General features: G+C 73.1%; 20 protein-coding genes. 11 read left to right on the forward strand and 9 right to left on the reverse strand.

Annotated elements, in window-relative coordinates; genetic code table 11:
• Positions 1 to 95: 95 nt before the first annotated feature.
• From ahcY to ABD784_RS06990, 3 genes are all read right to left on the reverse strand, one after another.
• Complete coding sequence (gene ahcY / locus ABD784_RS06980; protein WP_344882000.1) at positions 96 to 1,565, reverse strand: adenosylhomocysteinase; 1,470 nt, start codon at positions 1,563 to 1,565, stop codon at positions 96 to 98.
• Positions 1,566 to 1,627: 62 nt separating this feature from the next.
• Positions 1,628 to 1,810, reverse strand: coding sequence for a Trm112 family protein (locus ABD784_RS06985; protein WP_344882003.1), 183 nt, complete (start codon positions 1,808 to 1,810; stop codon positions 1,628 to 1,630).
• 105 nt (positions 1,811 to 1,915) lie between these two features.
• On the reverse strand, positions 1,916 to 2,380 hold the full coding sequence (locus ABD784_RS06990) for a DUF3499 domain-containing protein (protein WP_344882006.1): 465 nt from the start codon (positions 2,378 to 2,380) through the stop codon (positions 1,916 to 1,918).
• 55 nt (positions 2,381 to 2,435) lie between these two features.
• Between ABD784_RS06990 and ABD784_RS06995 the strand changes: the two genes are divergently transcribed.
• On the forward strand, positions 2,436 to 2,975 hold the full coding sequence (locus ABD784_RS06995; protein WP_344882009.1) for a metallopeptidase family protein: 540 nt from the start codon (positions 2,436 to 2,438) through the stop codon (positions 2,973 to 2,975).
• A gap of 109 nt (positions 2,976 to 3,084) precedes the next feature.
• On the forward strand, positions 3,085 to 3,480 hold the full coding sequence (locus ABD784_RS07000) for a VOC family protein (protein ID WP_344882012.1): 396 nt from the start codon (positions 3,085 to 3,087) through the stop codon (positions 3,478 to 3,480).
• Positions 3,481 to 3,604: 124 nt separating this feature from the next.
• Here ABD784_RS07000 and ABD784_RS07005 read toward each other — a convergent pair whose 3' ends face one another.
• Genes ABD784_RS07005 through ABD784_RS07015 form a run of 3 tightly spaced genes read right to left on the reverse strand, consistent with a single transcriptional unit; the run spans position 3,605 to position 9,980 of the window.
• Positions 3,605 to 6,013 carry a DUF5719 family protein gene (locus ABD784_RS07005; RefSeq protein ID WP_344882015.1) on the reverse strand — a complete coding sequence of 803 codons (2,409 nt, stop codon included), beginning with the start codon at positions 6,011 to 6,013 and terminating at the stop codon, positions 3,605 to 3,607.
• Positions 6,010 to 9,450, reverse strand: coding sequence for a glycosyltransferase family 2 protein (locus ABD784_RS07010; protein ID WP_344882017.1), 3,441 nt, complete (start codon positions 9,448 to 9,450; stop codon positions 6,010 to 6,012). The genes ABD784_RS07005 and ABD784_RS07010 overlap by 4 nt, the downstream gene beginning before the upstream one ends.
• On the reverse strand, positions 9,354 to 9,980 hold the full coding sequence (locus ABD784_RS07015) for a WhiB family transcriptional regulator (RefSeq protein WP_344882019.1): 627 nt from the start codon (positions 9,978 to 9,980) through the stop codon (positions 9,354 to 9,356). Before ABD784_RS07015 ends, ABD784_RS07010 begins: the two co-directional genes overlap by 97 nt.
• A 280-nt stretch (positions 9,981 to 10,260) precedes the next feature.
• Between ABD784_RS07015 and ABD784_RS07020 the strand changes: the two genes are divergently transcribed.
• Positions 10,261 to 11,031: a TIGR03089 family protein gene (locus tag ABD784_RS07020; protein ID WP_344882021.1), complete on the forward strand. Its 771-nt coding sequence runs from the start codon at positions 10,261 to 10,263 to the stop codon at positions 11,029 to 11,031.
• Here ABD784_RS07020 and ABD784_RS07025 read toward each other — a convergent pair.
• Positions 11,004 to 11,576, reverse strand: coding sequence for a GtrA family protein (locus tag ABD784_RS07025; RefSeq protein WP_344882024.1), 573 nt, complete (start codon positions 11,574 to 11,576; stop codon positions 11,004 to 11,006). The two genes, ABD784_RS07020 and ABD784_RS07025, sit on opposite strands and share 28 nt — an antisense overlap.
• Positions 11,577 to 11,741: 165 nt before the next feature.
• Between ABD784_RS07025 and ABD784_RS07030 the strand changes: the two genes are divergently transcribed.
• From ABD784_RS07030 to manA, 4 genes are read left to right on the forward strand one after another with little or no spacing between them, the layout of a single operon-like run.
• Positions 11,742 to 12,908: a 5-(carboxyamino)imidazole ribonucleotide synthase gene (locus ABD784_RS07030; protein ID WP_344882027.1), complete on the forward strand. Its 1,167-nt coding sequence runs from the start codon at positions 11,742 to 11,744 to the stop codon at positions 12,906 to 12,908.
• Positions 12,909 to 12,915: 7 nt separating this feature from the next.
• The gene (gene purE, locus ABD784_RS07035; RefSeq protein ID WP_344882030.1) at positions 12,916 to 13,449 is read left to right on the forward strand and encodes a 5-(carboxyamino)imidazole ribonucleotide mutase; all 534 of its coding nucleotides are present in this window, start codon (positions 12,916 to 12,918) and stop codon (positions 13,447 to 13,449) included.
• A gap of 13 nt (positions 13,450 to 13,462) precedes the next feature.
• Positions 13,463 to 15,115 (forward strand): LCP family protein, encoded by a 1,653-nt coding sequence (locus ABD784_RS07040; protein ID WP_344882033.1) that lies wholly within the window; start codon positions 13,463 to 13,465, stop codon positions 15,113 to 15,115.
• 10 nt (positions 15,116 to 15,125) lie between these two features.
• The gene (gene manA, locus ABD784_RS07045) at positions 15,126 to 16,556 is read left to right on the forward strand and encodes a mannose-6-phosphate isomerase, class I (protein WP_344882037.1); all 1,431 of its coding nucleotides are present in this window, start codon (positions 15,126 to 15,128) and stop codon (positions 16,554 to 16,556) included.
• Between the two features lie 12 nt (positions 16,557 to 16,568).
• On the opposite strand, the gene glpX is transcribed toward manA, so the two are convergent.
• Positions 16,569 to 17,615 (reverse strand): class II fructose-bisphosphatase, encoded by a 1,047-nt coding sequence (gene glpX, locus ABD784_RS07050; RefSeq protein WP_344882040.1) that lies wholly within the window; start codon positions 17,613 to 17,615, stop codon positions 16,569 to 16,571.
• A gap of 87 nt (positions 17,616 to 17,702) precedes the next feature.
• Between glpX and ABD784_RS07055 the strand changes: the two genes are divergently transcribed.
• The 3 genes from ABD784_RS07055 (at position 17,703) to ABD784_RS07065 (ending at position 20,474) form a co-directional block, all read left to right on the forward strand.
• Entirely contained in the window at positions 17,703 to 18,299 is a 597-nt protein-coding gene (locus ABD784_RS07055; RefSeq protein ID WP_344882043.1) for a DUF4245 domain-containing protein, read from the forward strand.
• 25 nt (positions 18,300 to 18,324) lie between these two features.
• On the forward strand, positions 18,325 to 18,972 hold the full coding sequence (locus ABD784_RS07060; protein ID WP_344882046.1) for a carbonic anhydrase: 648 nt from the start codon (positions 18,325 to 18,327) through the stop codon (positions 18,970 to 18,972).
• An 86-nt stretch (positions 18,973 to 19,058) separates the two neighbouring features.
• Positions 19,059 to 20,474 carry a class II fumarate hydratase gene (locus ABD784_RS07065; RefSeq protein ID WP_344882049.1) on the forward strand — a complete coding sequence of 472 codons (1,416 nt, stop codon included), beginning with the start codon at positions 19,059 to 19,061 and terminating at the stop codon, positions 20,472 to 20,474.
• 117 nt (positions 20,475 to 20,591) lie between these two features.
• Here ABD784_RS07065 and ABD784_RS07070 read toward each other — a convergent pair whose 3' ends face one another.
• Positions 20,592 to 21,095, reverse strand: coding sequence for an A24 family peptidase (locus ABD784_RS07070; RefSeq protein WP_344882052.1), 504 nt, complete (start codon positions 21,093 to 21,095; stop codon positions 20,592 to 20,594).
• A 57-nt stretch (positions 21,096 to 21,152) separates the two neighbouring features.
• On the opposite strand from ABD784_RS07070, the gene ABD784_RS07075 reads away from it, so the two are divergent.
• A complete protein-coding gene (locus ABD784_RS07075) occupies positions 21,153 to 21,986 on the forward strand; it encodes a hypothetical protein (RefSeq protein WP_344882054.1) in 834 nt (277 codons plus the stop codon).
• Positions 21,987 to 22,044: the final 58 nt, after the last annotated feature.

Below are 22,044 nucleotides of genomic sequence, written 5' to 3' on the forward strand. Positions count from 1 at the left end.
CCAGCGTGGGTCTACGTCCACCCTAGTGGGCGCGGCCCGCACAGCCCCGGAAGGGCGCGGAACCAGCGGCGGCCCGACGGAGCGCGCCCCTCCCCTCAGTACCGGTAGTGGTCCGACTTGTAGGGGCCCTCGACGGGCACGCCGAGGTAGTCGGCCTGGCCGGCCGAGAGCTCGGTCAGCTCCACGCCGAGCGCGTCCAGGTGCAGGCGCGCGACCTTCTCGTCCAGCAGCTTCGGCAGGACGTAGACCTGCTTCCGGTACTCGCCGGTGCCGGCCTTGGTGAAGAGCTCGATCTGGCCGATGGTCTGGTTCGCGAAGGAGTTCGACATGACGAAGCTCGGGTGGCCCGTGGCGTTGCCGAGGTTCAGCAGGCGGCCCTCGGAGAGGACGATGATCGAGCGTTCGCGCTCGGTCCCGCCGTCGAACACCCACTCGTGGACCTGCGGCTTGATCTCGACCTTCCGGACGCCGTCGACGGCGGCGAGCCCGGCCATGTCGATCTCGTTGTCGAAGTGCCCCACGTTCCCGACGATCGCCTTGTCCTTCATGCGCAGCATGTCGGCGGCCATGATGATGTCCTTGCCGCCGGTGGTGGTGACGAAGATGTCGCCCTGCTCCAGCACGGAGTCCAGGCGCGCCACCTGGTAGCCGTCCATCGCGGCCTGCAGGGCGCAGATCGGATCGATCTCGGTGACGACCACGCGCGCACCCTGCCCGCGCAGCGCCTCGGCGGCCCCCTTGCCGACGTCGCCGTAGCCGCAGACGACGGCGACCTTCCCGCCGATCAGGACATCGGTGGCGCGCATGATGCCGTCCGGCAGCGAGTGCCGGATGCCGTACTTGTTGTCGAACTTGGACTTGGTCACCGAGTCGTTGACGTTGATGGCCGGGAAGAGCAGCTGTCCCGCCTCGGCGAGCTGGTACAGCCGCATGACGCCCGTCGTCGTCTCCTCCGTCACGCCGAGGATCCCGGCGGAGAGGCGGGTGAACTTCTGCGGGTCGGCGGCGAGGGACTTCCGCAACCGGTCGAGGATGATCGAGTACTCGTGCGAGTCGGCGTCCGTTGTGGCCGGGACGGCGCCCGCGGCCTCGAACTCGACGCCCTTGTGGAGCAGGAGCGTGGCGTCGCCGCCGTCGTCCAGGATCATATTGGGCCCGAGCTCGGGGTCCTCGGCCGCGCCCGGCCAGGTGAGGATCTGCTCGGCGGTCCACCAGTAGTCCTCGAGGGACTCGTTCTTCCACGCGAACACCGGGACGCCCTGCGGCTCCTCGGCGGTGCCCTCCGGGCCGACGACGACGGCGGCCGCCGCCTCGTCCTGCGTGGAGAAGATGTTGCAGCTGGCCCAGCGCACCTCGGCGCCGAGCGCCACGAGCGTCTCGATGAGGACGGCCGTCTGCACGGTCATGTGCAGCGACCCGGCGATGCGGGCCCCCTTGAGGGGCTGGGCGTCGCCGTACTCGGCGCGCAGAGCCATCAGCCCGGGCATCTCATGCTCGGCCAGACGGATCTGGTGGCGGCCGGCCTCGTGGAGGCCGAGGTCGGCGATCTTGTAGTCGAAAGTCATCCGGGTTCTCTCCGTGGTGGTGGGGGCGGCCCTGCCGCGGCAGGGCGGGGTCTGCGGGTGCGTCAGGAGGCCGCGGCCGCGTCCGGCGGCAGCAGCACCGGGATCCCGTCGACGATCGGGTACCGGACGCGTTCGCCGTCGGCGGCCGGGTCCACGGAGACCAGGTAGTCGCCGTCGAGCGCCAGCGCGGAGCCGGTCACGGGGCAGCGGAGGTCGGCGAGGAGCTGCACAGAGATATGGGCCATGGCCCCAGTCTAGGCCGTGGCAGGCACGGTCCGGCGACCACGGATGACGTCACGAGACGCGGGTCCCGGGCGGGTCGTCCGGCTGGCGGACGGGGCGAGGCGGCCCTACTCGTTGGGCTCGCGGAGCATCCGGAGATTGGGTCGCTCGCCCGGCTGCGGGATGCCCTCGATGCCCGCGTCCGCGGGCGGGGTGAGCGGCTCGCGGCCACGCTGGGCCTGGCCGTTCGAACCGGTCTGGGACGCATTGTTCTGGGACATGCCGCTCTGGGACGTGCCGTTCCGAGCGTCGTCGTCCGGGGCGGCGCTCGGCGACTCGCTGACGGCGTCGGCCAGGGCCGAGAGCTCGTCGGGGGCGAGCCGGGGCGCGTCGGGGATCTGCAGGCGCATGACGTTCCATCCGCGCGGCACGGTCATGCGGTTGGCGTGCGTGACGCAGAGGTCGTAGCAGTGCGGCTCGGCGAAGGTGGCGAGCGGCCCCAGCACGGCCGTGGACTCGGCATAGACGTACGTCAGGGTGGCGATGGCCGGCTCCTGACAGGCCGAGCGCGAACACAGGCGAATGGATCCCACGAGGAACCACCCTACCCGCAGAGGCCCACCGGACCGTGGAGGCTAAGCTCGTTTCATGGGTAGCTTCACGTTCGACTCCGGCTCCGTCGAGAGGCCGCCGAACGCGCGCGGCTTCTGGCGCCGCCGCCGCAATCGCCACGGCCGCGGGCTGCGCGGCCCGCTCCTGCTGCCCCAGCTCCCGGGCTCGCGCACACGTCAGGAGCGCTTCGAGGAGCTCGTGGCGGAGTCCGAGCTGCGGCTCGAGCAGCTGCATCCGAAGCGTCTCTCGGCGGTCCAGTTCCTGGTCTCCTTCACGCCCGAGAAATCCGCGCTGGACCGGGCGGAGGCGCGCAGCGCGAGCGTTCCCCTCGGCCGCAGCGTCCGGTACAAGGCCGGCGCGGCCGGCGCCCCCGGCGACGGCGGGACCGCGGCGAAGGGCCCGCGCGAGGAGATCGTGGTCTACCGGAAACCGGTCGAGGAGCTGTGCCTGACGCCGAGCGACCTCCCGGACCTGGTGCACGACGTGCTGGTGGAGCTCGTCGGCGAGCTCCTGGACATGGACCCGTACGACGTCGACCCCGCCTACGGGCGCAGCACCCTGCGCGGACCGCAGTAGCACCGGCGGCAGCGCAGCGGGAGGCAGCAGCGCAGCGGGAGGCGTCAGCACCGGCGGACGGCAAACCGAGACCACGACCGATGGCAACGAACCGACGAGAGGCAGAGCAATGCGCATCAATCTGACGAGCGTCCTGGTCGACGACCAGGCGAGGGCCGACCACTTCTACACGGAGATCCTCGGCTTCCGGAAGAAGCACGACATCCCCATGGGCGAGGCCCGGTGGCTGACGGTGGTCTCCCCCGAGGACCCGGATGGTACCGAGCTGCTCCTGGAACCGAGCGGCCACCCGGCGGCGGGCCCCTTCAAGGAGGCGCTGGTCGCCGACGGCATCCCGTTCACCGCCTTCGAGGTCGACGACGTCCACGCCGAGTACGAGCGTCTCCGCGGCCTGGGCGTCCGGTTCACCCAGGAACCGACGGCGATGGGCCCGGTCACCACCGCCGTCCTCGACGACACGTGCGGCAATCTGATCCAGATCCAGACCGCGCCTGACCTCGGCTGATCTCGACCCCGAGGGCTGAGGACCGTCCCGCAAGCCCTAACGAGGACAGGGGCCGGGGGATGGCTGAGACCGGTGGGTCGGTCCCTGGCGGATCCGCCCGGGCCTGACCCACCGCTGTGCCCGCTCAGTGCACGATGTCGACGGCGATGTTCCGCTGGCCCTCGCTGGGCGGTGGCACCGGCAGCACGGAGATGCCGTGCCCGCCGTCGGTCAGGCTCCGCTGCGCCGCGTAGACCGGTTCCCCGGCCGAGTCGATCAGCACAGCGGCGGTGTCCTCGCCGAGGTCGTCCAGGGCCAGCGTCTCCGTGCGCGTCGGCTGAATCTCGATGGTGCGGGCCTCGCCGATCGTCCCGTCGGCCGCGATGGGCCGGACCTCGACGGTGGACTCGCCGCCGGCGGAGGCCAGGACGAGGGCCGTGTCGCCGAGCTGCGGCGGCACCATGACGTGCTGGTTGGCCAGCCGTGCGGCGGAGGGCGCCCAGGCGAAGTCGGTCGGTGCGCCGTCCTCTCCGGAACCTGCCCGCACGGAGCGGGCCCCGGCCACCACGGACTCCGACGACTGGATGGCGACCGTGTAGGTCCCCTCGGGCAGCTCGGCCAGGCTCAGCCCGGTGACGGAGTCGGCGGCCGCCGTGACGGTGGCCCCGCCGGGCATCTCGACCTCGCCGGACGGCCCGAACACCCGCAGGTTCAGTTCGGCGTCGACAGTGCTCGGGTTGGCCACCTGCAGCTGCGGCACGGCGTCCGCGTAGTCGCCCTCGGCGGGAGCCCGGTCCTCGGGCGCCTGCACCACGATGCCCGGCACCGTCTGCTGCCGGCCCGCCGACGCACCGGAATGCAGGTAGTCGACGCCGCCGGGCGTCAGCCCGCGCAGGACGGACTGCTGCACGACGGCGTTCACGGCCGCCCCGGTGGAGGTCACGTGGACGCTGACGGCCGGATCGTCCGGGATCATGCCGGCCAGCACGATGCTGCGGGTCTCCCCCGGCGCCAGCACGATCCCGCGCAGGTTCGCCGCGTCCGCCCGGCCCGTGGTCCCGATCAGCTCGAGGTCCACCGTGGCCGCCGACTCGGACGGGTTGGCCAGCGTCAGCAGGCCGGTGCGCCCGACCTGCGTCGAGACTCCGGTGATCCACTGGTCGTTGGAGGGCGCCTGGCAGGTCGTCGCCGCGTAGCCGGCCAGGTCGCCGTCGTTCGCGTTGAAGCTGCGGGACATCCCGGCGAGGGACTTGAGGCCCCCGAGGGGCTGCGCGCGGAGCACGGCCCACCCCGGGTGGTCGACGCCGCTGGCCGTCTCGGCCGTCTGGCCCGTGTAGCCCTCGGCGCTGGACCCCGAGGCCTCGGCGGCCTGGTCCTCGGGGATGCGCTCGGCCAGCTGCTGGAGCACGTCACCGCCGAGTGCGGAGACCGCGGCGCCGGGCAGGCGCTGAGCCGCATCGCTGACGACCGTGGCGCGGATCGGCGACGAGGCGGTCTCCGACTCGGGGGCGAACTGCGGATCGCTGCCCTCGGCCGTGGTGCCCTCGACGATGCGTGGTTCCGGCGCGCAGGAGAGCACGGTGTCGCCGGCCGGGACCGTGGCCTGGGTGACGCCGAGGTCCACGGCGGCGTTCGGCGTGGGGAGCAGGCTGGCGGCGGTCACGCCGCCGCCGGCCACGATCACGAGCCCGGCGCCCACGGCCGCCGCGATGAGCCTCCGCGTCCGGCGTCGCTTCTCGCGCTGGGCGCGGCGGCTCCCCGCGGTCGCCGTGCCGGCCACGGCGGCCGAGCGGCGGGGCGCCTCGGCCTCCGGGGCTGCCTTCGGCGCGGCCGCCTCGTGACGAGCCGCGTCCGGAGCCCGCTCGGGCGCCGGCTCCGAGGCGGCCTTCGACGCCTCGGGCTCCGCGGCCCGTGACTCCCTGGTCTCGGGCTCCGCGGTCTGGGGCTCCGACGCCGCGAGTGTCGGCTCGGGCGTCGGCTCGGGGCTCGTGGTCGAGGACGCCGCTGCAGCACTCGCGGGCTGCGTCGGGGCGTCCGACGACGCAGGCGCTTCCTCCGAAGGCTCGGGTGCGCGGTCGGAGGGCTCGGGCGCGCGGTCGGAGGTCTCGGGCTCAGCATCCGGCGGCGCGGGGGCGAGGTCGGGACGGTCCGCGGCGGCGCCCTGCGGCGGGTCCCCCGCTGACGGCGCGGCGTCGCGGTGGCCTGGGTCGGCACCCTCGCCGGCGTCGCCGTTCGGCACCCCGTCCGTCGCGGGGGCTTCGTCGTCGTCCCCGAGGGCGGCGAGTGCCTCCTCGAGGTCGCGGCGATGCGCGTCGTCGTCGGCCGCACCGGTCCCGCCGGAGCCGGCCACCGCCCCGGCGGGAACCGGCCGCGGGAGGCCCTGCGGTCCGGCGTCGGATTCCGTCCGGTCGACCGGACCGGGCGCGGGGACCGGGCTCTCGTCGCGGCCCTCCGGCCCACGGCCCGGCTCGGAGTCGTCGCCGCCCCGGCGCGCGTCGCGGCCCAGGGGCTCCTCGCGCTCCGGGTCCGACTGGTCTCGCGTCTTCTTGCTCATCGGGACTCCTCCTCCGTGGGCTCGTCCGCGGCATCCAGCCCGGTCTCGTCCTCCTCGGCGTGACCCTCGTGCCGCCAGCGGGGCTGCGCCACGGCGACCCGTCGGCGGGCACGGAACGGAAGCACCAGCAGGACGGTGAGGATCAGGACCGCCACCTGCAGGACGGCGATCGGCAGGCGCAGCGGACTGGCATGCCAGACCCGCAGCTCGCCCGCCTCCGGCGGCAGCTCGAAGGCCTGCGCCCAGCCGGCCTCGGTGCCGTGCAGGGGCCGGCCGTCGAAGGTCGCGTGCCAGCCGGTGTCGGCGCGCTCGGCGAGCACCACGGTGCGCCCGGTCGAGCCGGCCGGGATGGACTGGTCGGCCACCCGCCCGCGGTCGTTCTCCACGAGGTGCTCCACCGCGCCGTCGCTCTCGATGCGCACGCGGGAGGCGAAGTCGGCGGTGCCCTCCCCCGTCGCCTCGCTCGCGGCGTCGTGGACGCGCCAGAGCCAGCCGGAGGCGGTCTTGCCGACGCTGGCCAGACCGGGCACCACGTTGATCTGGGAGGCGAGGTAGTCGCCGCCGGCGCTCGACTCGTCGAGGACCACGAACGCGACGCCGAGGTCGCGCAGGTCCTCGCGGGGGTCGATGCTCTGGCCGGAGACGATCGCGGCGACCGTGGCGCGCAGGGCCGTGGTGGCCGCGTCGTCCTCACGGCGCTGCTGCTCGAGCAGCGACCCGTAGAACTCGTGGGTCTGCGCCACCACGGCGGACGCGTCCAGCGTCGCCCCGCCTCCGCTGACGAGCGAGGCCTGGATGACTCCGGCCTCCCGCTGCTCCACCACGAGCGTCCGGGTCTGGTACTCCCCCGTGCCGCGATCCGCGGCCGTCGCGGGCAGAGTGCGCTCCGGCGCGGCCGCCAGGCGCAGGTCCGCCCCCGGGAGCGAGCCTGCGGCCAGCCACCCGCCCGCGGCGAGGAGCAGGGACAGGACCGCGACGACGGCGCCGGCGTTCACCGCGGCGCGCCGGCCAGCACCCAGTGCGGGCCGGCCGTCGCGTGTGGTGTTCGGCTCGCGCGCCTGGGTCGCGCCGACCGCGGCCGCGAACAGGAGGCCGAGCGCAGCCACCGAGACGAACGTACCCGTGTACGGCGTGACCGCGACGCCCTGGTCCAGTCCGGTCGCGACCAGCTGGGCCCCGACCGAGGCGGCGAGGCCGACGATCGCAACGGCCCAGCCGGCGCGTGCGGCCCACCCGGCGCGGGCCGGGAGCAGGGCGCCGACGACGGCGAAAGCCAGCACCGGCAGGGCGACGACCGCCGCTGCGGCCAGGACCCACGGCGGCAGGTCCAGGTCAGCGAGCGGGGCGGGCAGCCACTCCGGTGCCGTCTGCGTCCCCAGGGCCTCCGGGAAGCCCAGCAGGCGCTGCCACACCGGGGCGGGGGTGAAGGCCTGCGCGAGCCCCGGGTCCGCCAGGAGTACGCGCGAGTTCTCGAATGCGCCAGCGATCAGCCCGGCCGAGGCGGCGAGCGCCGGGACCGGCACCCACCAGAGTGTGCGGGCCCGGCGCCCGGTCGCGACGGCCAGCACCACGATGGCGACGATGGCCGGCACCAGCAGGGCCGGCGCCGCGGAGACGACTGCGGCGAGCGCCAGGGCCGCACCCGCTGCGGCCGTCCACGACGGGACGCCGCCGACGCCGGGACGCTCGGGCGCGCCGACGTCGTCGTACTCGTTGAGCCCGTCCTGGCCGCGGCGCCGGGCGCCGCCGATGCTGCGGACGACGCCGAGCGCCACCAGCGGCAGGAACACGTGCACGACGACGGCGCCGAGGCGGCCGCCGGCGAGCGCGGCCTGGAGGGCGGGCAGGAGTGCCCAGAGGAGTGCGCCGAGGAGGCGGATCGCCCGGGAGCCGGTGACGGCGCCGAGCGCCAGCCAGGCGAAGAGCGCGGCCAGTGGCATCGCGGCGAGCGCGAAGACGGTGACCGCGGCGTTCGTGTGCCCGAGGCCGAGGCCGCCGAGCAGCACGAGGAAGAGGTCGAACGGGTCCGGCGGGCCGCCGATGCCCGCGCCGGTGGACTGCCACCAGGTGGTGGCGCTGGTCCAGAGATCGGAGAGGTCTGCGGTCACGGGCAGCGCCGAGCCGCCGGCCACCGCCGCCGCCCCGATGATGTGGCGCAGGCCGACGAGCGAGAGGACCAGCGCGATGCCGGTGGCGAGGAGGGCGCTGACCACCGAGCTGGTGCGGTGCGGCGTGGCGATGGCCGCGAAGTCGTCGTTCGCGTCGCCCGAGGGGTTCGAGGCCTCGAGCGAGCCGCCGGCCCCGTCGCCGACGACGGCGTCGTGGTGGGCTCCCGCGAGGAGGTGGCGCTTGTGCTCGCGGACGTCCCGCCGGTCCGTCATCAGCGGTCTGACGGCGGAGCGCCGCTGGCGGCGCGTGCGGGCTGCTCGGCGGCGGGACCGGATCAGGCTGACGGGGCTGAAGACGGCGAGGAAGGAGGCCGCGAGCTGGCGCGCGCCGAAGCCGGGGTCCTTGGCCACGAGGCCCGCCAGGAAGCGGCCGATGCCGCCGAGGAGCGCGCCGATCGCGATGAAGGGAACGGCCACCGCAGGGGCGTGCTTCAGGCGCAGGTAGACCTGCGAGCGGCGCGCGGCGAGCGGCCCGGAGATGCTCTTGACCGCGTCCGCCACGTGGTACATCCGGGCGCGGGGGACCACCACGACGCGGTGCCCGGCGAGCCGGTTCCGCCAGGCGAGGTCGAGGTCGTCGCCGACGCCCTGGAGCGCGGGGTCGAAGCCGTCGAGCAGCTCCCAGGCGTCGCGGCGGATCAGGAGGCCGGCGGAGTTCACGGCGAACGCGTCCGAGCGGTTGTCGTACTGCCCCTGGTCGAGCTCGTCCGCCTCGATCATGGTCAGCCGCTCGCCGGTGCGGCTCATCGACAGCCCGACGTCGAGCAGGCGCCGGGGCCGGTCGGCGTCGAGCTGCTTGCAGCCCGCGATCGTGACGGACGGGCTGGTCTCCACGGCGCGGAGCAGGTTCTCCAGCGCGTCGTGCGCCGGGGCCGAGTCGTCGTGGACCAGCCAGATCCAGTCCTGGACATCGGCGTCGGCCTCGGGCAGGCGGCCCCGCAGCCCCTCGGCCACGGAGTGGCCGAAGCCGCGCGCCGCCGCTTCGACCACGGCGGCGCCCTCCGGGAGGAGTTCGGCCAGCAGGTCGGCCGAGCCGTCCCGCGAGGACGCGTCGACCCCGATGTAGGAGTCGACGGGCCGCGTCTGGTTGGTGAGGGCCTCGAGTGTTCTGGGGAGGAAGGCGGCGCCGTCGTGCGTCGCGACGACGGCGGTGACCCGGACGTGCTCGGAAATCAGACCGCTCGCTTCCGCAGACGGCGGCGCTCGCGCTCGGACAGCCCGCCCCAGATGCCGAAGCGCTCGTCGTTGGCCAGGGCGTACTCGAGGCACTCGGCGCGCACGTTGCAGGCGCCGCAGACCTTCTTGGCATCGCGGGTGGAGCCGCCCTTCTCCGGGAAGAAGGCCTCCGGGTCCGTCTGGGCGCAGAGGGCCTCGGTCTGCCAGCCGAGCTCCCCCTCGTCCTCGGCGTCGCCGATCAGTCCGAGCCAGAGGTTGCGCTCGGCGGGCTGCGCCTCGGCGGGCCGCTCGCCGGAGCCCCGGAGCGCCTCGGTCTGCAGCGGGTCGGCCTGGAGCGCCTCGGCCGGCGCCGCGTCCCCGTGGCCGCGGTCCGCGTAGAGGTCCTGGACGTCGCCGAGCGTGCCGCCGACCGCGGTCTCGGAGGGCAGCCCGGCGGCCTCGTGCGCGGCGAGGAAGGCCGTGGCCTGGTCCTCGAGCTTCAGCGAGGACTCGCGGAACCGCTCGGCTGCGGCGTCGTCGGCCGGGTCGAGGAACCAGTCCGCCGGGACGCCGCGCGAACCATAGTTCTTGGAGGCCTGCGCGGCGGCGGAGTTGTGCTCGTGAATGCGTTCGGGTGTCCCCATTGTTGAGCCCTTCGACTGTCCAGGTGGTGGTTCCGGCGGATGACTCTCGTCTTGCGCTCGATTGCTTGTTCGGGCGGTCGGCTACCTTGAGAGGGAAGCGGGCCGTGCCGCCGCCATAATTACACTTGTGTAACTCGACGCCGTCAAGCGAGCTGGGGGATTCTAGAGACTCAGCATCGGCGTGTCCCGGCACGCCACGCCGAGCGGATTCCGCGCCAGACCAGTCAGAACACGACTTCCGCGGATTGTCAGGGTTTTCACAGCAACTCGAGGAGCGACCATGACCGGAAAATCTTCTCCCTCCGACCACCTGCCGTTCACCGGGGCCGAGGACGTGCTGCGGCCCCTCCGGGCCTCGGCCGCCCCGCTGCTCGTGTGGCACGGCGCCGGCGGCGAGCGCGTCGAGCTCTCCGGCCGCGTGTTCGACAACTGGGTCGCCAAGTCGGCGAACCTCCTGGCCGAGGAGTTCGACGTCGAGCCGGGGACCGCCGTCGTGCTGGACCTGCCCCCGCACTGGAAGTCGCTCGCCCTGGCGTTCGCCGCCTGGCAGCGCGGCGCCGAGGTGCGGCTGGATCCCGCCGCGCCGGCCGACCTGCTGGTGACGGACCGGCCGGCGGAGGCCGCCGCGCTACGGGCGTCCGCCGGGACCGCGGGCGGGGACGTGCTGGCCGTCGCCCTGGGATCGCTGGCCCTGGCGTTCGACGGCGACCTGCCGCCGGGTGCCGTCGACTTCGCCGCCGAGGTCCGGGGCTACGGCGACCTCTGCGAGCCCGAGTCCACGCTGCCGGCCGGCACTGCGCTGGTCGCCGGCGACGGCGGGGTCAGCTACGACGAGCTCTTCCGTCCGGCCTCGGACGGCCTCGAGGGGCGGGTGCCGGACGCGGGCACGGCCGGGCTCGCGACCGAATCGCTCGAGCGGGCCGTGCGCACCGCCGTCGCACTGTTCACCAGGGGCGACGCCCTGGTCCTGTTCGGCCGGGACCGGACGGGAGCGGGCGCCGAGGCGTCGCAGCGACTGCTGGATCAGGAGGGCGCGACGGTCCTGCCCTGACCGGTCGGGTGGTCGGCGTCGTCGTCCGCGACGTGCCGGCCGTGCTCGTCGTGCCCCAGGTGGGCCAGCTCGTGATCGTGGGCGAACTCGGGCTCGGCGTCCAGCTCGGCCGTGAAGACCCAGAACCGGTACGCGAAGAAGCGGAAGATCGTGCCGAGGATGAGACCGACGACCGAGCCGGCGATGAACAGGCTCGTGGTGTCCGTCAGCTGCAGGATGTACTTGGTGACCCAGACGCACGCGGCGGCGATGCCCAGGCCGATGGCATTCATCACGACGAACATGACCAGCTCGCGCGCCACATTGGCCTGACGCCGGTGACGGAAGGTCCAGTAACGGTTGGCGACCCAGGAGAACACGGTCGCGACGGCGCCGGCCACGATCTTGGCCTTGACCTCGGAGCCGGCCATGTGCCCGGACATCAGCCAGACGAAGATGCCGGTGTCCACCACGAAGGCGGCGGCGCCGACCGTTCCGAACTTCATGACCTCGCGCCAGAGCAGCGAGACGAGGCCGCGAGCGCGCTGGCTGAGTGCGCTGAACATATCCCTCCAGGATGGTTTGGGGCGCGCCGGCCGCGAGCGGCGGACGACGTACAGACCCACCATTTTACGTCCACGCCCTGCAGATTCTCTGGGAGGAACGCCCCCGGGACGCGTGCGTTGGGTCACCGGACCGGGCCGGCGGTCGGGCTTCGGTAGGCTGTGCGGGTGACTTTTCCTGTGATCGGTGTAGTAGGCGGGGGCCAGCTGGCCCGGATGATGGCGCCCCAGGCGGTCCATCTCGGATTCGAGCTCCATGTGCTGGCGGAGGGGCCGGACGTCTCCGCGGTGACGGCCGTGTCCGAGGCGCCCGTGGGCGACTACAGGGACCTGGACGCGCTGCGCGAGTTCGCCCGCGGCAAGGACGTGGTGACGTTCGACCACGAGCACGTCCCCACGGAGCACCTGCAGGCCCTCATCGCCGAGGGCGTCAACGTCCAGCCGCGTCCCGATGCGCTGGTGCACGCCCAGGACAAGCTGGTCATGCGCCGCGCCGTCGAGCGGCTCGGCCTGCCCAACCCGCGCTGGCGCGAGGTCGCCGGCGTCGAGGAGCTGACGGCGTTCGGCGAGGAGATCGGCTGGCCGGTGGTCCTGAAGACGCCGCGCGGCGGCTACGACGGCAAGGGCGTGCGGATCGTCTCCTCCCCCGCGGAGGCCGCGGACTGCGCCGACTGGTTCACCGCCGACGACGGCGCCGCCCGCTCGCTGCTGGCCGAGGACAAGATCGAGTTCTCGCGGGAGCTCTCCGCGCTCGTCGCCCGCACCCCCGGCGGCGAGTCGCGCGCCTGGCCCGTGGTGCACACCATCCAGGTCGACGGAGTCTGCGACGAGGTGATCGCTCCGGCACCGGATCTGGATCCCGCCGTCGCGCAGGCCGCCCGCGACACGGCCCTGCGCATCGCCGAGGCCTTCGGCGTCACCGGCGTGATGGCGGCCGAGCTCTTCGAGACCCCCGGCGAGGGCGTCGGGTTCGTGATCAACGAGCTCGCGATGCGCCCGCACAACACGGGGCACTGGACCATGGACGGTGCCGTCACCAGCCAGTTCGAGCAGCACCTGCGGGCCGTCCTCGATCTGCCTCTGGGCGACACTTCCCCGCTCGGCGAGCGGGTCGTCATGAAGAACTACCTCGGCGGCGCGAACACGGACCTGTACTCCATGTTCCCCGCCGCGCTCGCGGCCGAGCCGCGCGCCAAGTTCCACGCCTACGGCAAGTCGGTGCGCCCGGGCCGTAAGATCGGGCACGTCAACGTCGTCGCCGAGCGGGGGGAGAGCGTCGACTCCCTGCGGGCCCGGGCCGACCGAGTGGCCGCGCTGATCCGCGACGGAAAGTAGAGGCGAGATGACCGAGAGCAACGCGAAACCCCTCGTCGGCGTCGTGATGGGCTCCGACTCCGACTGGCCCGTCATGAAGCTGGCCGCCGAGGCCCTGACCGAGTTCGGGATCCCCTTCGAGGCCGACGTCGTCTCCGCGCACCGCATGCCCGAGGACATGATCGCCTACGGCCGCGAGGCGCACGGGCGCGGGATCAAGGTCATCATCGCCGGGGCGGGCGGCGCCGCGCACCTGCCCGGCATGCTCGCCTCCGTCACCCCGCTGCCCGTCATCGGGGTTCCGGTGCCGCTGAAGACGCTCGACGGCATGGACTCGCTCCTGTCGATCGTGCAGATGCCCGCCGGTGTCCCGGTGGCCACCGTCTCCATCGGCGGCGCCCGCAACGCCGGGCTCCTCGCCGCCCGCATCCTCTCCGCCGGGGAGGGCGAACTGGCCGCCGACCTCCAGGCCCGCCTGATCGACTTCTCCGCTTCCCTGCGCCAGACCGCAGCGGACAAGGGCGCCGCCCTGCGAGCCACCGTCGCAGCCGACGCCGACTGAATCTGGGATCCCGATGCGACACAGCACAGCCACCCGCGGCCTGACCGACCCGGTCCGATATCCGGCCAACGCCCCCGCGCAGGTCAGGACCAAGCGAGCCTTCTTCCTGCTGCTCCTCACCATCTTCGTCCCCGGCGGAGCGCAGGTCGTCGCGGGGAACCGGACCCTCGGCCGGCGGGCCCTCGCGGTCACGCTGACCTGCTGGGGCCTGCTCCTGGCCGCGCTCGTGGTCTACCTGGTGGACCGCTCCATCCTGCTCAGTCTGGTGGCCCGGCCCAGCGTCCAGATCGTCCTGGCCGTCGCCCTGCTGGTGCTGGCCGTCGGATGGCTGCTGCTCTTCATCAACACGCTGGCCATCATCCGGCCCAAGCTCCTGGCCCCGGGCGCCCGCGGCATCCTGGTGGCCTGCACCGTGGCGGCCCTGATCGGCACCTCCGGCGCGCTCGGCTACGGCTCGTTCGTGGTGAACGAGGGCCGCCAGACCATCGGCGACGTGTTCGCCACCGGCCCGGCGTTCGACCCGGTCGACGGCCGCTACAACATCATGGTCATGGGCGGCGACGCCGGCGAGGGCCGCGACGGCCTGCGGCCGGACACCATGATGCTCTTCAGCATCGACGCCGACTCGGGCAAGACCGCGGTCATCTCCTTCCCGCGCAACTTCCAGAGCGCGCAGTTCGCCGAGGACTCCCCCATGCGGCAGATCTACCCGAAGGGGTACAACTGCGGCAACGAGTGCATTATGAACTCCCTCTACAAGGACGTCACGGACAACCACGCGGACCTCTACCCCGAGTCGGAGGACCCGGGCGCCGAGGCGATGATGGACGCCGCCGAGGGCATCACCGGCATCAAGGTCCAGAGCTACGTGCTGGTGGACATGGCGGGCTTCGAGAAGCTGATCGACGCCATGGGCGGCGTGACGGTGGACTCCGGCGGCTGGGTCCCCTTCCGCGGCCCCGAGCGGGACGACACGTTCGTCCGCACCCGCTGGTTCCCGCCGGGCCAGTTGGAGCTCGACGGCGCGGAGGCCCTGTGGTTCGCGCGCTCGCGGTACTTCACCACCGACTACCACCGCATCCGCCGCCAGCAGTGCCTGCAGCAGGCCATGATGAAGCAGTTCAACCCCCAGACGGTGCTCACGCGCTTCAGCGCCATCATGTCCGCCGGCGAGGAGCTCGTCGACACGGACATCCCCCAGGACCAGCTCAGCAGCTTCCTGGGCCTGGCGGACAAGGCCCGTCAGCACCCCTTCGAGCGACTCACCCTCGGCGCACCGGACTTCGGCACCAGTTCCGACCGCTTCTCGACGTACCCGGACTTCGACCAGATCCGGGCGCGCGTCGACGAGCTGCTGCTCACGGCCTCCGACGAGGCCCCGGAGGAGACGACCGCGGCCCCGGAGACGCCGGAGTCCCCCGCCGCGGAGGACGGCGACGCCGGGGGCACGGGCGACGACGCGTCGGAGCCCGCCGCCGAGGAGACCACGGCGGAGGCCGAACCCTCCAAGGAGTCCGAGAGCATCCAGGGCTGGGCCGACTCGGCGCCGACGACGCAGCCCGACGGCTCCCCGATCACGGAGGAGTACCTGATCGAGCTCGAGGAGAACGGGCGCGAGGACATCCTCTCCCTGATCGCCGACAGCAACGCCGAGTGCTCCGCCTGAGGCAGCCACCGTGTTCCGACTGCACAACACCATCCGCGACTACGCGTGGGGCTCGGCCACTGCACTGGCCGAGCTGACGGGGCGCGTCCCGACCGGACGCCCCGAGGCCGAGCTGTGGATCGGCGCCCACCCCGGCGCCCCGTCGCGCGTCGAGCTGCCCGTCGCGGCGGCGCCGGCCGGGATCGCCGACCGGGACACCCCGTCCGGACCGGACGGGATCGCTGGCCCGGACGAGGTGTCCGGTTCGCCTCGGATGCCCGGTCTGGACGAGCTGCTGGCGGCGACTCCGGAGCTCCTCGGCGAGGACGCCGTCCGGCGTTTCGGCGGCCTGCCGTTCCTGACCAAGCTCCTGGCGGCCGCCGCTCCCCTGTCGCTGCAGGTCCATCCGAGCAGCGACCGGGCGCGCGCTGGCTTCGCGGCGGAGGAACGGGCGGGCATCCCCCGCTCGGCTCCGCACCGCAACTACAAGGACGAGCACCACAAGCCGGAGCTGCTCCTGGCTCTGACGCCGTTCCGGGCCCTGTGCGGGTTCCGCGAGCCCGCCGCATCCGCCGCGCTGTTCGAGGCCCTCGCCGCCTCCCCGGTCCTCGGCGGCGACGCCGCGGGGGCCGCGCGGGACATCGCCGGCCTCCTGCACGACGGCGACATCGCCGCCGCGTTCACGGCCCTCCTGGGCGGGGAACGGCGGGAGATCGCACCGGCCCTCGCGGCGCTGGTGCGCGAGGCCCCGGCCGCCGTCGCCGACCGCATGGCCTCCCGACCCGAGGCGGACCTGGACGACGGGCTGCGGGAGATCGTCTCGATCGGACAGCACTACCCGGGCGATCCGGGGACCCTGGTCTCCCTGCTGCTCAACCACGTGACGCTGGAGCCCGGCGAGGCGATCGCGCTGCCGGCCGGCAACGTCCACGCGTACCTGGACGGGCTCGGCGTCGAGGTCATGGCCAGCTCGGACAACGTCCTGCGCGGCGGGCTCACGCCGAAGCACGTGGACGTCGTCGAGCTGCTGGCCACCGTCGACTTCCGCCCCCTGCCCGTGCCGCGCGTCCGGCCCGAGCCCGCGGTCCCCGGCTCGGCGGCGGACCCGCGGTCGTCGGTGTACCGCCCCGGCTTCGAGGAGTTCCAGCTCCAGCGCCTGCACTGGCCGGCACCGGGGACCCCGACGCGCGCGGACGCACCGACGGGCGACGCCGTCGCCGTCGAGGCGAACGGGCCCGTCGCCATCCTCGTCACCGAGGGGTCGGTCCGGTTCGAGTCCCCCGCCGGCTCCGTGCTCCTGCAGCCCGGGGAGGCCGCCTTCGTGCCGGCCGGCGAGACGCCGGTCAGCGCGCGCCCGGAGGCCTTCCCCGGCGGCGAGGCCCCCGGAAACGCGGACGCGGGACGCGACGGCGGTGCCACGGCCTTCGCCGTCACGCTCCCGCCACGCGCCCCGCGTCCCTGACGCCGTCCAGGGTCAGCGCACGTAGGGCTCCCACTTGCGGGCCTGGTGCTCGCCGTCGACGAACCGGATGGTCCCGGACTTCGAGCGCATGACGATCGACTGCGTCCGGATGGTGTTGTCCTTGTAGCGCACGCCGCGGAGCAGGTCGCCGTCGGTAATGCCCGTCGCCGCGAAGTAGCAGTTGTCGCTGGTGACGAGGTCCGTGGTCGTCAGCACCTGGTCGAGATCGTGGCCGGCGTCGATGGCGCGCTGCTTCTCGTCGTCGTCCTGCGGCCAGAGCCGACCCTGGATGACGCCGCCGAGCGCACGGATGGCGCACGCGGAGACGATGCCCTCGGGGGTGCCGCCGATGCCCATGAGCGCGTCGACGCCGGTGTCCTCGCGGGTCGCGGCGATGGCCCCGGCGACATCGCCGTCGAGGATGATCTTGGTGCGCGCCCCCGCCGAGCGGATGTCCTCGATGAGGCCCTGGTGCCGCGGGCGGTCCAGGACGCAGACGGTGACCTGGCTGATCGGCTTGTTCTTCGCCTTCGCGATCAGGTGCAGGTTCTGCTTGACCGGCAGACGCAGGTCCACGAGATCGGCGGCCTCCGGGCCGGTGACGAGCTTCTCCATGTAGAAGACGGCGGACGGATCGAGCATCGACCCGCGCTCGGCCACCGCCAGCACGGACAGGGCGTTGTTGATGCCCAGCGCGGTCAGGCGCGTGCCGTCGATCGGGTCCACGGCGACGTCGACCTCCGGGCCGTTGCCGTCGCCGACGCGCTCCCCGTTGAAGAGCATCGGGGCCTCGTCCTTCTCGCCCTCGCCGATGACCACCACACCGTTGAAGCGGACCGTCGAGAGGAGCGAGCGCATGGCGTCGACGGCCGCGCCGTCGGCGGCGTTCTTGTCCCCCAGGCCGACCCAGGGGCTGGAGGCGATGGCGGCAGCCTCGGTCACGCGCACGAGCTCGAGCGCGAGGTTACGGTCCGGTTCGGCGTCCCCCAGCGACAAGCGGGGCGAAAGCTGGGCGAAATTTGTGTCTTCAGTCACGTCGTTCCTCACCGTTGAGTGCATGTCAGCGGGTCGACCCCGCTCCCCGTCGATCATATCGGCCATGGGTTCGCGTCGTCGGCCCCGGCCGTCATCGGCGACAATGGTTACGTGAATACCGAGCACGTGGACCAAGAGCAGCTCCCCAAGCCGATCCTGACCAAGTCGCAGGCGAAGCGGGCCAACCAGTCCCTCAAGGGCATGGTCATCTCCGTGCTGCTGACGCTCGCCGTGGTCCTGCCGGTACTCGCCCTGAACCCGTTCAACCAGGAGAACAACTTCCGGCCCGACGTCGACGTCACCGCGGTCGCCGCGCAGGTCGACGGCTCCGCCGGCTTCGTCCCGCTGGACCTCGAGCTGCCCGACGAGTGGTACTCGAACTTCGCGCGCTGGCAGGGATCCCAGGCCGACGGCGTCGATTTCTGGGAGGTCGGCTACGTCCGCGGCGAGGACGGCTTCGTGGGCCTGCGCCAGACCGCCGACGCGAATCCGACCTGGATCGCCCAGCACGCCGGCGACGTCGCCCCCTCCGGCCAGCGCGAGATCGCCGGCGTGGTGTGGCAGGAGTACTCCTACCGGGACGACGACGGCGTCGAGCACGTCACGCTCGTCGCCGACCTGGAGGACAGCACCGTCATGCTCTACAGCGACTCGGGGGCCGAACTGCTCGAGACCGCCGCCACGGCCGTCACGGAATCCAGCGTCTGAGTCGCCGCCGCGTTAATCTGATGGCATGACTGACACGAAACCCACCGGATCCCTCCCCCGCGTCCTGAGCCCGCAGGAGGCATGGGAGGAATTGCGGGCCGGCAACGAGCGGTTCGTCGCGGGCACCAGCGCACACCCGAACCAGAACGCCGCGCGCCGCGGCGAGCTGATCGACTCGCAGCATCCCTTCGCCGTCATCTTCGGCTGCTCCGACTCGCGCCTGGCCGCGGAGATCATCTTCGACGTGGGTCTCGGCGACGTCTTCGTGGTCCGCACCGCGGGGCACGTCATCGACGACACCGTGCTGGGGTCCCTGGAGTACTCGGTGGACATCCTCAATGTGCCGTTGATCGTGGTGCTCGGCCACGACTCCTGCGGCGCCGTGACCGCCGCCGGTCAGTCCTACGACAGCGGGACGATGCCCCCCGGGTACATCCGCGGTCTGGTCGAGCGGATCACGCCCAGCGTCATCGCCGCGCGTCGCAACGGCATCGAGAGCGTCAACGAGACGGTGGTGGAGCACGTCCGGCAGACGTCCTCCCGCCTCGCGGAGGCCTCGCCCAGCCTGGCGGCGGCCATCGAGGAGGGCCGCACCGCCGTCGTCGGCCTGGCGTACCGGCTGGCGGAGGGCCGCGCGGAGCTCGTCTCCGGGCACGGCAGCTTCCAGCCCTGACCCGGCCCGGCGGGTCGACGCGCGGCCGCGTCGGGGCGGACCGGGCGTCCTAGCGCGGCGCCGCGCCGCCGGACTACGGTGGGTCCATGACTGCGAGCGAGAACTACCGTATCGAGCACGACACCATGGGCGAGGTCCGCGTCCCCGCGGACGCGCTCTACAGGGCCCAGACGCAGCGCGCCGTGGAGAACTTCCCCATCTCCGGCAAGCGACTCGAGCGGAAGCACATCGAGGCCCTCGCACGGGTCAAGAAGGCCACGGCGCGGGCCAACGCCGCCCTCGGCGTCATCGACCGCGACATCGCCGACGCGATCGTCGAGTCCGCGGACCGGGTCGCCCGTGGCGAGTTCGACGAGCACTTCCCCATCGACGTCTTCCAGACCGGCTCCGGCACGTCGTCGAACATGAACACGAACGAGGTCCTGGCCGAGCTCGCGTCCCGCCGCCTCGCGGACCACGGCAGCGTCAAGAAGGTGCATCCCAACGACCACGTCAACGCGTCCCAGTCCTCCAACGACGTGTTCCCGACGTCGGTGCACGTCGCCGCGACGAGTGCCCTGCTGAACGACCTGATGCCGGCGCTGGACCACCTCGCGTCCTCGCTCGAGCGCAAGGCCGAGGAGTTCAAGGACGTGGTGAAGTCCGGGCGAACGCACCTGATGGACGCGACGCCGGTGACGCTCGGGCAGGAGTTCGGCGGCTACGCCGCGCAGATCCGGTACGGCATCGAGCGCGTCGAGGCCTCCCTGCCCCGGGTGGCGGAGGTCCCGCTCGGCGGGACGGCCGTGGGCACGGGGATCAACACGCCTGAGGGCTTTCCGGAGAAGGTCATCGCCCTGCTCGCGGAGGACTCCGGGCTGCCGCTGACCGAGGCGCGCAACCACTTCGAGGCGCAGGCGAACCGCGACGGGCTCGTGGAGGCGTCCGGGCAGCTGCGGACCATCGCGTACTCGCTGATGAAGATCAACAACGACCTGCGCTGGATGGGCTCGGGCCCGAACACCGGCCTCGGCGAGATCGCGATCCCCGACCTGCAGCCGGGCTCCTCGATCATGCCGGGCAAGGTCAACCCGGTGATCTGCGAGGCGGCGATCCAGGTCGCCGCGCAGGTGATCGGCAATGACACCACTATCGCCCTCTCCTCGACCAACGGCGCGTTCGAGCTCAACGTGGGCATCCCGGTCATGGCCGCGAACCTGCTCGAATCGATCCGGCTGCTCACCAACACGAGCCGCCTGATGGCCGACCGGATGATCGACGGCCTCTCCGCCAACACGGAGCGCGCCCGCTTCCTCGCGGAGGCCAGCCCGTCGATCGTGACGCCGCTGAACCAGTTCATCGGCTACGAGAATGCCGCACAGATCGCCAAGAAGGCCGTCTCCGAGGGCATCACCGTGCGCGAGGCGACGCTGGCCCTCGGGTTCGTCGAGCGCGGCGAGCTGACCGAGGAGCAGCTCGACCAGGCACTCGACGTCACGACCATGACCGGCCCCAACCGCTGAGCCCCAGCACCCGCCCGCCCCGCGGCACCGCCGTGGTGGGCAGTGCCGCAGCGCGTGCCGTCGCGCGCGGCCCCGCAGCGGCTCGGGGCGAAGCACCGCAGTGCGCAGGGCAGCCGATCAGCCGATCAGCAGCGCCGCGGCGGTTCCCAGGACCATGAAGGGCCCGAACGGGACGGCCGTCCTCGCGCCGATCCGCTTCGTCAGGACCAGGACGACGGCGGTGAGGCCGCCGAGCGTGAAGGTCAGCAGGGTGCCCAGCGCGAGGTACTCCCAGGCGGGCAGCGCCAGGTGCATGCCGAGCACCCCGGCGAGCTTGACGTCTCCCATGCCCATGCCGCGCGGCTGGACCAGGTGGAGCAGCAGGTAGAAGGAGAAGAGGATCCCGCCGCCGGCGAGCATGCGCAGGGCCTGCCAGGGGTCGCCGGCCAGCAGGGCCGTGGCGGCGAGCAGCAGAGCCGCCACCGGGTACCAGGGCAGGACGATCCGGTTCGGCAGCCGGTGGCTCCGCGCGTCGATCACCGCGAGGCGGCTCCCGTTGACCACGAAGACGACCAGCGCCGCGGCGAGGGCGGCCGCCGCCCACGGGCGGTGCCCGGCGAGGTCTGCGAACAGGGCGATCATGCGCTTCACGCTACTTCACCCCTGCCGCCGCCGCGCGGCCGGACGTAGGCTGTGGATATGTCCGCGACCGTTCCCGCCGAAGCCGCCGCCTCCTTCCGGCGCCTCTGCCGCTCCTCCCCGTGGCGCTGGGAGACCCTGCGCTTCTCGGTGGCCTGGCACGGCCCCGCCGCCGACCCGCCGGCCGCGTCGGCGACCGGTGCCGGCCAGGCCCCGGCGGGCACCGATGGGGAGCCCGGCACGGGGCAGCGGGACGCAGCCCCGCTGGAGCGCGTGAACGCCTGGCTCCGCCGACCGGACGCCCTGCGCGTGGAGTCCGCGGAGGGACAGCTGCTGTACAGCACCACGGGCATCAACGACTCCCGCGATGCCTTCTACGTCACCGGCGCCCGGGCCTCGTGGCTCCTGCCGCCGCGGCTGGTCCAGCCGGTGTACGACGATGCCGGCCTGGTCCGCCGGCGGCCCGAGGCCCGGTACGGCGACCCGGTCTTCGGCGACGGCCGCTGGGCCGCCATGCTCGACCCCGTGGAACTGGCCGGGAACGCGCCCGCGCCGATCGAGCTGCCGTTCTCCAGCATGGCCGAGATCCACGAGTTGCGGGAGGCGGTCCACGAGGGCCGCAGGGCCTGGGAGGCCGTGGTCAGCCCCAATGCGTCCTACCGAGCGGCGGTCGCCGAGCAGCCGCTGCTCGCACCGGGGCGCAGCCTCGTGGTGATCGACGCGGAGACCTCCGTCTGCGTCCACGTCCACCGGCTGGAGGGCCCGGACCGCGGCGCCGGCCGGACGATCCGGATCCTCGGCGTCGACGAGTACATGCTGGACGACCTGTTCGTGGAGCACGAGTCCGTCCTCACCGACGTCCGCGACCACATCCCCTGGATCGTCCGCGGGTGACGTTCCCCGGCCGGCGCGCCGCGGACCGGCGGGGCCGGGCGCGGGCACCCCTGACCGA

Source organism: Zhihengliuella alba, assembly GCF_039538765.1.
Classification (GTDB): domain Bacteria; phylum Actinomycetota; class Actinomycetes; order Actinomycetales; family Micrococcaceae; genus Zhihengliuella; species Zhihengliuella alba.

Bases quoted from the DNA above. Each gene is read 5' to 3' on its own strand.
- ahcY (WP_344882000.1), bottom strand. From the start codon at position 1,565: ATGACTTTCGACTACAAGATCGCCGACCTCGGCCTCCACGAGGCCGGC.
- ABD784_RS06985 (WP_344882003.1), bottom strand. From the start codon at position 1,810: ATGGCCCATATCTCTGTGCAGCTCCTCGCCGACCTCCGCTGCCCCGTG.
- ABD784_RS06995 (WP_344882009.1), top strand. From the start codon at position 2,436: ATGGGTAGCTTCACGTTCGACTCCGGCTCCGTCGAGAGGCCGCCGAAC.
- ABD784_RS07000 (WP_344882012.1), top strand. From the start codon at position 3,085: ATGCGCATCAATCTGACGAGCGTCCTGGTCGACGACCAGGCGAGGGCC.
- ABD784_RS07005 (WP_344882015.1), bottom strand. From the start codon at position 6,013: ATGAGCAAGAAGACGCGAGACCAGTCGGACCCGGAGCGCGAGGAGCCC.
- ABD784_RS07015 (WP_344882019.1), bottom strand. From the start codon at position 9,980: ATGGGGACACCCGAACGCATTCACGAGCACAACTCCGCCGCCGCGCAG.
- ABD784_RS07020 (WP_344882021.1), top strand. From the start codon at position 10,261: ATGACCGGAAAATCTTCTCCCTCCGACCACCTGCCGTTCACCGGGGCC.
- ABD784_RS07025 (WP_344882024.1), bottom strand. From the start codon at position 11,576: ATGTTCAGCGCACTCAGCCAGCGCGCTCGCGGCCTCGTCTCGCTGCTC.
- purE (WP_344882030.1), top strand. From the start codon at position 12,916: ATGACCGAGAGCAACGCGAAACCCCTCGTCGGCGTCGTGATGGGCTCC.
- ABD784_RS07040 (WP_344882033.1), top strand. From the start codon at position 13,463: ATGCGACACAGCACAGCCACCCGCGGCCTGACCGACCCGGTCCGATAT.
- glpX (WP_344882040.1), bottom strand. From the start codon at position 17,615: ATGCACTCAACGGTGAGGAACGACGTGACTGAAGACACAAATTTCGCC.
- ABD784_RS07060 (WP_344882046.1), top strand. From the start codon at position 18,325: ATGACTGACACGAAACCCACCGGATCCCTCCCCCGCGTCCTGAGCCCG.
- ABD784_RS07065 (WP_344882049.1), top strand. From the start codon at position 19,059: ATGACTGCGAGCGAGAACTACCGTATCGAGCACGACACCATGGGCGAG.
- ABD784_RS07070 (WP_344882052.1), bottom strand. From the start codon at position 21,095: ATGATCGCCCTGTTCGCAGACCTCGCCGGGCACCGCCCGTGGGCGGCG.
- ABD784_RS07075 (WP_344882054.1), top strand. From the start codon at position 21,153: ATGTCCGCGACCGTTCCCGCCGAAGCCGCCGCCTCCTTCCGGCGCCTC.